This window comes from Dolichospermum sp. UHCC 0315A (assembly GCF_008121535.1).
Classification (GTDB): Bacteria; Cyanobacteriota; Cyanobacteriia; order Cyanobacteriales; family Nostocaceae; genus Dolichospermum; species Dolichospermum lemmermannii.
In genome coordinates this window covers 2,124,847-2,136,863 of record NZ_CP043056.1, presented here as the reverse complement: position 1 = coordinate 2,136,863, position 12,017 = coordinate 2,124,847, and the positions used below count along the sequence as shown (strand labels likewise).

General features: G+C 37.6%; 14 protein-coding genes. 10 read left to right on the top strand and 4 right to left on the bottom strand.

Annotation, left to right across the window (positions count from 1 at the left end; translation table 11 throughout):
• Nucleotides 1-195: 195 nt before the first annotated feature.
• Entirely contained in the window at nt 196-858 is a 663-nt protein-coding gene (locus BMF77_RS10420) for a hypothetical protein (protein ID WP_246863119.1), read from the top strand.
• 268 nt (nt 859-1,126) lie between these two features.
• Here BMF77_RS10420 and BMF77_RS10415 read toward each other — a convergent pair whose 3' ends face one another.
• Genes BMF77_RS10415 through BMF77_RS10405 form a run of 3 tightly spaced genes read right to left on the bottom strand, consistent with a single transcriptional unit; the run spans nt 1,127 to nt 1,978 of the window.
• On the bottom strand, nt 1,127-1,507 hold the full coding sequence (locus BMF77_RS10415) for a hypothetical protein (RefSeq protein WP_246863118.1): 381 nt from the start codon (nt 1,505-1,507) through the stop codon (nt 1,127-1,129).
• Complete coding sequence (locus BMF77_RS10410) at nt 1,497-1,700, bottom strand: hypothetical protein (RefSeq protein ID WP_053539759.1); 204 nt, start codon at nt 1,698-1,700, stop codon at nt 1,497-1,499. The genes BMF77_RS10415 and BMF77_RS10410 overlap by 11 nt, the downstream gene beginning before the upstream one ends.
• Before the next feature lie 2 nt (nt 1,701-1,702).
• Nucleotides 1,703-1,978 carry a hypothetical protein gene (locus BMF77_RS10405; RefSeq protein ID WP_148762649.1) on the bottom strand — a complete coding sequence of 92 codons (276 nt, stop codon included), beginning with the start codon at nt 1,976-1,978 and terminating at the stop codon, nt 1,703-1,705.
• 264 nt (nt 1,979-2,242) lie between these two features.
• On the opposite strand from BMF77_RS10405, the gene BMF77_RS10400 reads away from it, so the two are divergent.
• Genes BMF77_RS10400 through BMF77_RS10385 form a run of 4 tightly spaced genes read left to right on the top strand, consistent with a single transcriptional unit; the run spans nt 2,243 to nt 3,533 of the window.
• Nucleotides 2,243-2,476 carry a hypothetical protein gene (locus tag BMF77_RS10400; protein ID WP_148762648.1) on the top strand — a complete coding sequence of 78 codons (234 nt, stop codon included), beginning with the start codon at nt 2,243-2,245 and terminating at the stop codon, nt 2,474-2,476.
• Between the two features lie 9 nt (nt 2,477-2,485).
• Nucleotides 2,486-2,908: a type II toxin-antitoxin system VapC family toxin gene (locus BMF77_RS10395; protein WP_148762646.1), complete on the top strand. Its 423-nt coding sequence runs from the start codon at nt 2,486-2,488 to the stop codon at nt 2,906-2,908.
• Complete coding sequence (locus tag BMF77_RS10390; RefSeq protein ID WP_246863117.1) at nt 2,896-3,195, top strand: hypothetical protein; 300 nt, start codon at nt 2,896-2,898, stop codon at nt 3,193-3,195. The genes BMF77_RS10395 and BMF77_RS10390 overlap by 13 nt, the downstream gene beginning before the upstream one ends.
• Nucleotides 3,192-3,533, top strand: coding sequence for a hypothetical protein (locus tag BMF77_RS10385; RefSeq protein ID WP_148762644.1), 342 nt, complete (start codon nt 3,192-3,194; stop codon nt 3,531-3,533). Before BMF77_RS10390 ends, BMF77_RS10385 begins: the two co-directional genes overlap by 4 nt.
• A gap of 161 nt (nt 3,534-3,694) precedes the next feature.
• On the opposite strand, the gene BMF77_RS10380 is transcribed toward BMF77_RS10385, so the two are convergent.
• Nucleotides 3,695-4,153, bottom strand: a complete 459-nt coding sequence (locus tag BMF77_RS10380; RefSeq protein WP_148762642.1) for a helix-turn-helix domain-containing protein — start codon at nt 4,151-4,153, stop codon at nt 3,695-3,697.
• Nucleotides 4,154-4,230: 77 nt separating this feature from the next.
• On the opposite strand from BMF77_RS10380, the gene BMF77_RS10375 reads away from it, so the two are divergent.
• The 5 genes from BMF77_RS10375 (at nt 4,231) to BMF77_RS10355 (ending at nt 11,956) form a co-directional block, all read left to right on the top strand.
• On the top strand, nt 4,231-5,139 hold the full coding sequence (locus tag BMF77_RS10375; RefSeq protein ID WP_148762640.1) for a tyrosine-type recombinase/integrase: 909 nt from the start codon (nt 4,231-4,233) through the stop codon (nt 5,137-5,139).
• Nucleotides 5,140-5,400: 261 nt separating this feature from the next.
• On the top strand, nt 5,401-8,388 hold the full coding sequence (locus BMF77_RS10370; protein ID WP_148762638.1) for a Tn3 family transposase: 2,988 nt from the start codon (nt 5,401-5,403) through the stop codon (nt 8,386-8,388).
• A 25-nt stretch (nt 8,389-8,413) separates the two neighbouring features.
• Nucleotides 8,414-9,541 carry a reverse transcriptase domain-containing protein gene (locus BMF77_RS10365; protein WP_210422331.1) on the top strand — a complete coding sequence of 376 codons (1,128 nt, stop codon included), beginning with the start codon at nt 8,414-8,416 and terminating at the stop codon, nt 9,539-9,541.
• A 102-nt stretch (nt 9,542-9,643) separates the two neighbouring features.
• Complete coding sequence (locus BMF77_RS10360) at nt 9,644-10,003, top strand: hypothetical protein (protein WP_148762636.1); 360 nt, start codon at nt 9,644-9,646, stop codon at nt 10,001-10,003.
• A 609-nt stretch (nt 10,004-10,612) separates the two neighbouring features.
• Nucleotides 10,613-11,956, top strand: coding sequence for a radical SAM protein (locus BMF77_RS10355; RefSeq protein ID WP_148762634.1), 1,344 nt, complete (start codon nt 10,613-10,615; stop codon nt 11,954-11,956).
• Nucleotides 11,957-12,017 lie beyond the last annotated feature (61 nt).

The window sequence follows — 12,017 nt, the reverse complement described above, 5'->3', positions numbered from 1 at the left end:
CGCTTAATTTTGCTCGTTAGGCAATTCGTCACTCACGCGTATTCATCTCATCACCTCCCTATTGGGTAGGTGAGAGGCTTCTAAGTAGGTAAACAGAAAAAATTAAAGGTATATGACGAAATGTAAATTCAATGAATGCCTTGCAAATAGGTCGTTTCACGGTTTTCACAAAACTAAACACATATCGTTTTTATTATGTTTATCTACTTACTGTTTAAGCTAAACCCGGTTATCCTCAGCGAGTGGTACGATATCCCGCCGAGTTGGCTAGACCCCTCGGAGTCCCGTCCGGCAACGGCACTATTAGAAAACAAAGACAGGCAGCAGGAAATCTTCTTGATCCCAGAGTTGCCGCCATCGGAGTTAATAGAGTTCAATACCTTGCAACTATCGCCGGGGTCAATAACTACTGAGAAATTCTTAGAGAAAAACTTAGATACGGAAGAAGCAGGTAAGGAAACCCTGACTACTGAGAAATTCTTAGAGAAAAACTTAAATACGGAGGAATTAGGTAAGGAAACTCTAACTACTGAGAAATTCTTAGAGAAAAACTTAGATACGGAAATAACCCATGCCTGTGGTTGTTTGTACCAGTATCTTGAAAATAAGAAATTAAAGAATGGTTCAATAGTTAGTTACCCTCGTGTAGAAGGTGAACGCGATAAGCACAATTATCTACATTGGCGTTGGGGATACAATTGGAAGGAGAAAATTGATGGTCAATGGAAAAACCGCTCTTTGGGAGTTGCCACAAAAATAGTTACCGCAGTTGCAAATATGATCCACAACGGTAACAGTGTACAAAATATCAGGGAGTTTATAACACTCAGTAAAAACTCTAAGAAAACTCATAAATAATAAATTTTCTCTAAGAATTTTCTTGAGTAATTCTACAACAAGAACCTAGTAAATTTAGTAACTAAGAGTTCTTAATTTTGTGATGCGTATGATGCGTATTAAATAATATAAAATGATTAAAGCAAATAATTTTTAGATGTGGGATTAATTATCCTCAACTAAACTACTGAGAAATTCTTAGAGAAAAACTTAAATACTGAGAAAATCCCTGTCTATTGTTGTTGCCCATAAAAAAAACTTCCAAGCAAATACCTGGAAGTTCTGAATCTTAAACATTTACTGTTTGCTTTACTGGCATCTGTCGTTCTGGCATTGGTTGAAGTGCTGCATTAATAGGTACATACTTACAATAACAAATCACAATCATATCAAATCCCATACCGGAAATATCAGGAGTATAGGTTTCAACACTGGTTACTTCCCAATCACTTAAACGATGATGGGTTTTGGCTTCTGGGTATTCGGCATCAACAAACTGCTCAACTTTAATAAATTCCGGGGGACGATAACCAACTTCGGGTAGTGGTGTATCTGAACAATCATAGTGTTCACCTAGAGTTTTGGTTAAAGAACCCGTGTGAGCATATTTTCTGTCTTGCCAACCTGGTTGACGTTTATCAGCACGAAACACAATCCATCTACGCATCATCTTTTTCCTCAGTATCGTAATATGATTTGGGAAATTCTGTATCGCCCTCAAATACACAGTCTACTGGCAGTATATCGTTACCAGTTTCTTCTACGTCAACAAGTTTCCAACCGTATTTTTCTGCCATTTCATCGCAGCATTCTTCGTCTGCTGCTGCATGACGTGATTTATTTTGGTTCTGTGGTTCTGGCATATCTACTCAACCTTATTGTCAGGGTTATTTCTGATTTTGTCAGTTATCGCCTCCCATAAATCTGCAATTTCATCTTTACTGTTAAGGTTGAATTGGTAAACAGTATTAGCATGAACTTGGGAATTTCCCATTGTTACCGTAAAACTATTATCATCTTTGACAGGTAACAATTTCTTGACTAACTTAGCTTTTTCATCTATGGTTAAATGTTCCATAGCACTTTCTAAAAATGTTAACTTCTGTTCACCGCTTAACTTATCGTAATGACTTCTATCCATAAACCCTGACCTAACTTGTATTTGATATTTTGTGTAAATTCTATAAACCACACAAATTAACGATTATTATAACATAATTATAGCAACTAGATAAATGCTGTTATAATGTAGTAATAGAACTGGAATAATTAATATTTGAGAAGGAATGATTTAGTTGATATAAATTATCAGAGTTCGTGCTACTGCAAAACAAGTTGTAGAGATGTTATACTATTTCTGTATGAAGATGTGCCAAAATTAAATTATCCCATACCTAAATAAAATATGGTTATTTCAGAACTTGAACAACAACTTCTTCAACTTTCGCCCAACGATAAACTTTACATTATCCAACTACTTGCACAAAGCCTAACTATGGAGAATGAAAATAACAAAATCCTTCCAAAACAACCAAGTAAACTATCCGAATTTTTCCGTCAATCTCCTTTAACTGAAGTAGCTGAAGAATTAGACCTGAGTAGAGATACCAGTTTACCGCGTGATATTTTTATCCCATAACTTATTCCTATGACTTATCTTCTTGATACTTGCTTGATATCCGAAACTATTACTAAACAACCAAATCAGCAAGTTTTAGACTGGCTAGATGCCCAACTTCCAGAAACACTTTACCTGAGCGTAATTACAATTGGTGAAATTGCTAAAGGTATCAGTAAATTTCCTGTATCTAAACGGAAAGAATCTCTAACAAAATGGTTAAATGAAACCCTACCCCATCGCTTTGAAAATAGAATTTTAGGTCTGGATATTGCCACAATGATTTTATGGGGAAACCTAGTTGCAGAATTAGAACAAAATGGACGACCTTTACCTGCTATGGATTCTCTCATTGCAGCCACCGCAGTACAAAATTCTCTTACACTTGTTACCCGTAACGAAAAAGATTTTGCTGGCACTAAAGTTTTAATTATTAATCCTTGGAATTTTTAAACAACTACTTAAAACAAATTCAGGGTTTATTACAAGACAGTAATAATAATGATGTCGTAAAAAATTTGATTAGAGAGACAATGTATTTGATTGAATGGATAGCCCCAGATATAGAATTTGATTATGCCTTTGAATTAGCAAACTTAGGACGGTTTTTGACCCGTTGGTTGTTTAAATGGGAGCCAATCTGGAACGATACAGAAGCCAGAAATCAGGTTAATAAAGAACTTGGTAATTGGAATGACCGTGTTTTGCAAATATCACAATTAACTATACAAAAACTATGAGTGAACCATCTTTACCACAACCACAATTAGAACCCAGCGGAATTACCTTTGACCAGTATGCAGAGTTTACCCCACAAAAACTAGAACTTAGTAATGGGTATATGGGGTATGGTGGACAAGATAATTTAGGATTTCACTTATCTGTGCTTACCAATATGGGGTTATTAAAAGCAGCCCAACATACGAATTTAGCATTGTGGATAGAAGCCCTAGACTGTGTAGTAAAAGAAAAACTGCAAAATATTAATGGTGAACCAGAAGTAGTAGAAGCCATGTTGAATAGATTTAACCAAGCAATGTTAGATTTGGAGGCAGTGATAGATTATTTGGCGGAATGACGTACCTTTGGGATTTTCCTCTAAGAAAATTTTGGTATTGAGCCGAGATACGTGTAAAAACCTGCAAGATGGTCTGGAAACGCTTGCTGTGTCTAGGTATTGAGCCGAGATACGTGTAAAAACCTGCAAGATGGTCTGGAAATGCCTACTGTGTCTAGCTTTCAACAATTTTTCCCCCCATCCTTATAAGGTTTTCCACACAGAGGACAAAACTTATACCTCAACGACACCACCAACTCACCACAATTAGCACAACTAGACCGTAATTGCGTACCGCATAGATAACAAAACCTAGCCCGAACATTTCCCCACATTGAATCCACAACGCCACCAGGATTCCAACATTGGGGGCAAAACTTAATCGCTGCCATTACCAGAACCTCTTCTCCCCTGACAACAGCCTGCAAATACTCAACAGGCACAGACAAAGCCAAAGCAAGACCGCCAAGAGTTTTATGGCTAAGTTTCCTTGTCAATCCCCGTTCAATCTTCCCCACAGAGCGAGAATGAACACCAGCCGCATTCGCCACCTCAAACTGAGTTAAATTGAGTTCCTTTCTCATCCGCAAAACATAGTCGGACAGAGATTCTCCAGGTTTTGGAGTTTTAAAAGTATCCATAAAACACTGCCAATATTTCTCCCTAAAAGATATATAATTTAGGAATAAATAACCTTGCTAAAAACACACAAATTTCCGTGAAGCAAGCTGTCACATTAGCCACCGTTGCCGTCAAATTTTTAGAACGGACTGGACTAGCACCCAGTACCATTAAAACCTACGAACTAACCCTCTTAAACTTCCTAGCAGAATATGGAAGTTGGCTAATCGAAATAATCAGTAAGCAAACATTAATAGAGTATCTAGATAGCCTCTCACATTTAAAATACACAACCCACCATAAGCATCAAGCAATACTGCAAAGTCTATTTAACTTCGCCGTCCAACAAGAGTATATAAAAATCAACCCAATTCAGGGATTAAAACAGCGTCCCCCACAACGAGAAAAAGGCGAACATAAAAGCGATACTCTCATAAGATATCTAACACCAGACCAGCTAAATATCCTCTATACAGCAACCAAAGATGACTTGCGACTATCAGCAATAATTCATCTATTGCATCGCACAGGATGTAGAATAGGAGAGCTTTTAGCACTGAATTTATCAGACCTAGATATCAAAAATCAGAAATTTCAGGTATTGGGAAAAGGCAACAAACAAAGGTGGTGCTTTTATAGCAATGATGCCGCCCAATCACTAAATAAATATTTCCAACACACACGACATAAAAATATCAACGCATTGTTTACAGCACAACATCCAGTTACCCTCAAAGTCAGTAGAATTAGCTATCATACATTGCATGATTATTGGCGAGAAATTACCAATACCAATCCCGAATTAACCGGGGTACGCATTCATGATTTACGCCATACTTATGCTACAGAACGAGTAGGATTAATCAGCATAGAAGAATTACGTTCACTCATGGGACATGAAAGCATTCAAACCACATTACGCTACCAGAAAGTTACCTCCCAAAAAGCCGAATCAGCCGCCCGTCACGCCTTAAATATGCTGATTAATCCAGAACTACAAAGCTGAACTGAGTCACCATAACATTCATAATTATTGACAACTTTTTGAGCGAAAAAACAACATTTTTATCGGCATTGTCAATTTCTACCCAAAAGAATATAAAATACTCTTTGGTAGGGGAGTGAGGGATAAAACCATTTTGAGTAATCTTAGTATTATATAAGACTCGTATTTGATTTATAAACGGGTTTTCAGATTAAAGCCTTGTTGAAACAGTATATTTTCAAAATTTCCACTAGATTATTATATGTTTTAAATATTACTTGAATGACATCAATTGACCGTACCGCTTATCCCAAATTTAAACAATTTCCTGACCCCAAAGAACTGGCAGAACTTTACACTCCAACACCTACAGAAATCAAGTTTGTCAAGTCTAAAACCAAGAACCATGAAGGATTGCTACGGTTAATGGTGATGTTGAAATCCTTTCAACGTCTAGGATATTTCCCTCATCCTGAACAGATCCCAATTGCGGTAATTAAACATTTACGGTCGTGTTTAAAGTTACAAGACTCAGTAAAAGCAATACCCTCCGAACGCCAACGTCATACCTATAAAAATATTATTCGGGAGTATTTAGGAGTCAAACAATATGATAAAACAGGTCAAAGATTAATAGCCACATTAGTTGCAGAAGCAGCCCAAATTAAAGACCACCCTGCTGATTTAATCAATGTGGCAATTGAGGAATTAGTGAAAGAACGATACGAATTACCAGCATTTAGCACCCTTGACCGATTAATTCGCCACATTCGGTCAATGGTCAATAATCGGTTATTTACACTTTGTTCTCAAGGACTTTCAACTACCGAACAAATTTATTTAGACCAATTGCTCGTGGTGATAGACAAGGAGGAGGATAATGAAAATGCCACCCTGAATTTATTAAAATCGCCACCTAAAAGTGCCAAACTAAATGGGATGAAACTCCTGCAAAACAAGTTTGATATGCTCATGACTTTTGGAGATGCCAAGCGATTACTACAAAATATTACTCCTACCAAAGTTAGACATTTTGCTGCTTATGCTAGAACTTTAGATATCACAGAATTTCAAGATATTAATTTACCCAAACGGCGGACATTGCTATTATGTCTATTGTACGAAGCACAGGTAAAAACTCGTGATTATCTGGTTGAGATGTTTATTAAACGTATTTTGAAGATTCAAAATAATGCCAAACTGCGATTGCAGGAACTCCGGGATAAACATCTGACAGAAACATCAGAGTTGTTAGCAACATTGGGACAAGTATTACAAGCATCCAAACAAGCCAAGGAAACCAAGGATAATGCTGTATTTGGAGAACAGGTGCAGTCAATTTTGGATGAACATGGTGGGGCAGAATTGCTGATACAAAAATTAGATGAAATTGCGGCGTACAATACCAATAACTATTTACCATTAATGTGGCGGTTTTATGCTGCCAACCGCAAAGCACTGTTTAGTTTAGTGCGTTCTCTAGATATTCTCTCTACTTCTGCGGATGAATCAGTGATTGCAGCTTTGCAATTTGTGTTAGATCATGAACACAAACGTTCTAAATATTTGCCTTTTGATATCAATTTGGATTTTATTAGTAATAACTGGCGGGCGCTAGTCGTCGCCGAAATTGATGACACCGAGGTTTTGGTACGTCAGCAATTAGAAATTTGCATCTTTTACAATTTGGCGACTGAATTTAAAACGGGAGATGCCTGTGTTGTGGGGTCGGAAAGCTACGCGGATTTCCGCGAACAATTATTAAGTCCTGTTGAGTGTGAACCATTAATAAAAGATTACTGTAACTTAATTGGTTTTCCGGCTAATCCAACGGATTTTGTCGAACATTTACGCTTATGTTTAACACAAGTTGCTGAGAAAGTAGATAATATTTGTGCTGTTGATAAACAATTTACAATTAATAAGGAGGGCGACCCTGTATTAAAGAAACCACCATCATTTACTCAACCCCCAGAGGTGGATTTATTGGAGTCGAAAATCCGGGCGCTGATGCCGGAACGGAGTATTTTAGATATATTGTGCAATGTTGAGCATTGGTTAAATTGGACTAGACATTTTGGTTTGATGTCGGGAAGTGAAGCCAAAATATCTGACCCAGGGGAACGTTATATTTTTACTACTTTTGGTTACGGTTGCAATCTTGGACCTAATCAAATGGCTCGTCATTCGGGGGGTATGGTGACTGCCCATGAAATTTCTTATACTAACCGTCGTCATGTTAGTGCTGCCAAGATTGAAGCGGCAATTCGGGATGTTATTAATGCTTATAATCGGTTTACTTTACCTTCTTGTTGGGGGACAGGGAAAAAGGTGGCAGCGGATGGCAGTAAGTTTGAGATATACGAGAATAATTTACACAGTGAGTATCATATTCGTTACGGTGGTTATGGTGGTATTGCCTATCATCATGTCTCGGATAAATACATTGCTTTGTTTACTCACTTCATCACTTGTGGGGTTTGGGAAGCGGTTTATATTTTGGATGGGTTGTTGAAAAATCTTTCGGATATTCAGCCGGATACGTTGCACGCAGATACTCAAGGTCAGTCTGGACCTGTGTTTGCTATTTCCTATCTTCTGGGTATTAAGTTGATGCCACGTATCCGTAATTGGCAGGATCTTAGTTTTGTGCGTCCTGGTACGGATGTGAGCTATCAGCATATTGAGCCACTGTTTAAGGGTGTGGTGAATTGGAGTTTAATTCAGACTCATTGGTCTGACATGATGCGGGTGGTGCTGTCAATTAAGGCTGGGAAGGTGATGCCTTCGACGTTGTTACGTAAGTTGGGGAGCTACAGTCGCAAAAATCGTCTTTATCAAGCTTTTCAAGAGTTAGGTAAGGTGGTGCGGACTATGTTTCTGCTGGATTATATTTCTAATGTTACTTTGAGACGGGAAATTACGGCGGTAACAAATGTTGTGGAGATGTATAATGGTTTTCTGGATTGGGTATTTTTTGGTAAGCAAGGGATGATTACTGAGAATGATCCGATTGAGCAGGAAAAGCGGTTAAAGTATTTGGATTTGGTGGCCAGTGCGGTGATTTTGCAAAATACGGTGGATATGTCGTTGGCGATTCAAAAGTTGATGTCACAGGGTGAGGTGATTCCTATGCGATACCTTGCTGCTTTGAGTCCTTATATTACAAGACATATCAAAAGATACGGTGATTATGTGGTGAATTTACATAATATTCCTCAACCTTTGGAGTCGGCGATTAATCTTCCTCCAGAAATCTTTGAAATGTAGACACAGCAAGCGTTTCCAGACCATCTTGCAGGTTTTTACACGTATCTCGGCTCAATACCAAAGTTTCTTTGATAACATTATCCATGAATCTATCCTCAAGCGATTAGGAAACTTCCCTAAAAGAAACCTAATAAAAGGATGGTTAAAAGCTGGATTTATCTTTGAAGGGAAATATCACCCAACAGAGACAGGCACACCACAGGGAGGAGTAATATCACCCCTTCTAGCCAACATCGGTTTGCATGGATTAGAAAACTATATAAAATCCACTAATTCCAAACTTGGCGTGGTTAGATATGCTGATGATTTTATTGTCACAGCTAGAGACAAAGGAAGTCTTGAAAAAGCCCAAATCCAGATTCAGCAATGGTTATCAGAAAGAGGACTGAATCTCAGTGCGGAAAAGACGTTAATCACGTCGATGGAGGATGGTTTTGACTTTCTTGGATTCAACCACCGCCATTACAATGGCAAATTGCTTATCAAGCCCTCGAAGAAGAAAGTCTTGGACTTCTGCAAACGAATTGGGCGAGAAATCAGAGCAATGAATGGGTGCGAACAAGAATCAGTTATAAAAAGACTTAATCCAATTCTTCGTGGATTTTCCAATTATTACAAAGGGGTTGTTAGTAAAAAAACTTTTGAATATATCAAAAGTAGAACATGGCGATACCTTTGGTGTTGGGCTAAACGTAGACATCCCAACAAAAATACAAAATGGATTCGGAAGCGTTACTTCAAGACAATAAATGGTAATAAATGGACATTCGCTACGATAACTAGCGACCGTAGAGGGAAAGAAAAGGATATAATCCTATTTCCGATAGCGTACACGCCCATCGAACGCCATGTAAAGGTCAAGGGGGAAGCGTCGCCAGATGACCCTTCACTCAAAGAATACTGGGAAAAACGCCACCAGAAATATGGAAAGAGCTACTGGGAGAAAAACTCTTGGAAGTATAAAATCGCTCAAAACCAAAATTGGAAATGTCCTATCTGTGGTGAACCTTTATTCAATGGAGAGGAATTAAACACCCATCACATAGTTCCCGTTGCTCAAGGTGGACAAGACGGCATTGAAAACCTACAGCACTTGCATCATGCTTGTCACAAACAGGAACATTCTAAAACCAAGTCAACTCGCTTGAAGTAAGGCTTGAGCCGTGTAAGTGCGAAAGTCTTATGCACGGTTCTTAGGGGAGGGGAGAGCGGTGACGCTTGAACCTTACCCGACTATTCCCCCTCGACTCTACCAATGACTATTAAGCACATTTATGTATCCAATAGCAATGGTGTCTTCTTCAACGAAGATAAAGTTGAAGGAGAGCAAATCGGAGTACAAAATAATTATTTCACCAACCCGGATGTAGTAGAATCTGCCCAGGAAATGAATGCGATAGTTGATGTTGTATCACAAATCTATTCTATCGAAACTGATTCGCAAAAACAGCGATTTGCTGAGGCTTTGAAGCGGGAAATTGAAAAGAGACCAGAACTTAAGGCTAAGATTGTTTCTGCCATTAAATCTGGTGGAACTGAAGCATTTAAGCAATTGTGCAGTCACCCTGCAATTGACATAGTGCTTGCTGCATATGAAGGATGGCAAAATCCTTAATTGCTTAACGTCCGATTCTTGTCCTAGAAGATAATCTAAATTGTGGTAGTGTGTCAAACTGCATCACCTACCACAATAGACAACATCAGCAGTTACAAGTATCGATTCTTGAGGTTAATCGATGAAAATTTTCAGAAAGTTGCTTGTATAGACTCTACAGAGGCAGAATTAGCAAGTCAGTTCTTGTAACCTGGTTACAAGCTTTTATCTGGGGTATCGCTTGCATCCCTAATGGGGTAATAGATAGAGAATTTAATGCTAAGTAGGTCGGCGTTAAAAAATCAATCTATGTAACGAAATATAAATTAACGAATACCTTATAAATAGGGTGTTTCACGGTTTTTACAAAACTAAACATATATCGATTTTATTGGGCCGACTTACTTAAAAATAAGTTTTGTTGTAACTTGGTTAATTGTTACATAATTTTCGTCTCTAAATCGGAGGTTTTATAAGAAGTGGACAAGTATACAATCATCTCGCTAGACAAAGGAGATCACTCTTTACCAATTTTACAAAACTTAAAGAAGAATCTAGCAATTTTCAAAACTAAATTTCTTTTAGAGGATTAACCAAGTTTGAGGAGGTGAATGAGGAGGTTAGTTTTATATGTCTCTAGCAGCTAGTAAAGGAGGAGTATATGCAAAGCACAATGATGCTATTGGTTATGATATCAATATAGTCAGACAATGGTTATCAGTAGGTCAAAAACAAATTACTAGTTATCAACTTTATCAAAATTTAGTTGAAACATCAGGTCTTATACAGTTAGAACTAGGTATAGGCAATACTTGTGGATTAGAATGCCAACATTGCTTTTTGGGTTATGAAAGTGGCACTATGATCAGCCAATTAACACCCATGCCAATCTTACTAAACACAGTCACAAAAATGATCGAGCAAATGGGTACAAGATTAATTGCAGTCACAGATAGAGATGCTCTTACTCCCAACCGTTCAATCCCCTTGTTTGAACATATAGCTAAACTTCGCACAAAATATCCCCAAATCAAGATGGGTGGAGTTACTAATGGTTTAGCTATTGATAAATATGCTGATAATTTAGAGCAAATTCAACTCGATTATTTAGATATTTCATTAGACGGCTTACGTAATGAACATGATGCAATTAGAGGAAAAGGTAAATTTGATTTAGTCTTAAAAAACTTAAGAATTGCTGTAAATCACCAGTTAGCCAAAAGAGTAATTGTAGCTACTACACTCCACCGCTTCAATGATGATTCAGTTATTAAACTAATTCATAAACTTATTATTGAAGAAGAAATACAATGGTTTGATATTGGTCCTTTGATGGCTGTAAAAATGCAAAACTACCAGCTACAATCCAAGGATATAGTAGTCTTTTTAGACAGCTTATCTCAATCTCTTCAGCCAATTAAAATTTCTAAATCAGTCACGATTTTAGTAGAAATTTGTGCTTATTGTGCTGCCTTTATTCCAGCTTTAATAGAAAGTGGTTGGCTAATTCCAGAAAAGATTCGTCAAGATGAATATGGACACTTATATCAAAATATTCACATTAATGACTCTATAACCATCACACTTCGCCCAGAATTAATTCCTGAATACTGGCGACACACTTTGCGGATTTCATCAGATGGTTATGTAGTCGGAGGATGTGAACCTTTAACCCAAAAAGATTATACTCACCTAGCTGTCAGCAATATTCAGATGGAAGATATCCAAAATATTTACCACAAAGCATTAGCAATAAACTCACCTTTTTATCATGCAATTATGAGTTACGACCAGTCAAGTTGCCGTCATAAAGCTTGTTTTTCTCATTGTTTAGGTGGAGATTCTCTTTTAGCTAAGGCGGTATACGATGATTACAACGTGAAAGATCCTAACTGTACTTGGGACGAATATCAATATAAAAATATGCTGAACAACGAAAAATACAGCACTTTGTGTAACGGTTTGGTACAATAATTGAGAAGATAAAAGTAAAAAATAAGACAAAACTCTACTCGGCATATCTGCGTAAGAAAAT

Coding starts and splice junctions, on each gene's coding strand:
- BMF77_RS10420 (WP_246863119.1), top strand. CDS start 196: ATGTTTATCTACTTACTGTTTAAGCTAAACCCGGTTATCCTCAGCGAG.
- BMF77_RS10415 (WP_246863118.1), bottom strand. CDS start 1,507: ATGATGCGTAGATGGATTGTGTTTCGTGCTGATAAACGTCAACCAGGT.
- BMF77_RS10410 (WP_053539759.1), bottom strand. CDS start 1,700: ATGCCAGAACCACAGAACCAAAATAAATCACGTCATGCAGCAGCAGAC.
- BMF77_RS10405 (WP_148762649.1), bottom strand. CDS start 1,978: ATGGATAGAAGTCATTACGATAAGTTAAGCGGTGAACAGAAGTTAACA.
- BMF77_RS10400 (WP_148762648.1), top strand. CDS start 2,243: ATGGTTATTTCAGAACTTGAACAACAACTTCTTCAACTTTCGCCCAAC.
- BMF77_RS10395 (WP_148762646.1), top strand. CDS start 2,486: ATGACTTATCTTCTTGATACTTGCTTGATATCCGAAACTATTACTAAA.
- BMF77_RS10385 (WP_148762644.1), top strand. CDS start 3,192: ATGAGTGAACCATCTTTACCACAACCACAATTAGAACCCAGCGGAATT.
- BMF77_RS10380 (WP_148762642.1), bottom strand. CDS start 4,153: ATGGATACTTTTAAAACTCCAAAACCTGGAGAATCTCTGTCCGACTAT.
- BMF77_RS10370 (WP_148762638.1), top strand. CDS start 5,401: ATGACATCAATTGACCGTACCGCTTATCCCAAATTTAAACAATTTCCT.
- BMF77_RS10360 (WP_148762636.1), top strand. CDS start 9,644: ATGACTATTAAGCACATTTATGTATCCAATAGCAATGGTGTCTTCTTC.
- BMF77_RS10355 (WP_148762634.1), top strand. CDS start 10,613: ATGTCTCTAGCAGCTAGTAAAGGAGGAGTATATGCAAAGCACAATGAT.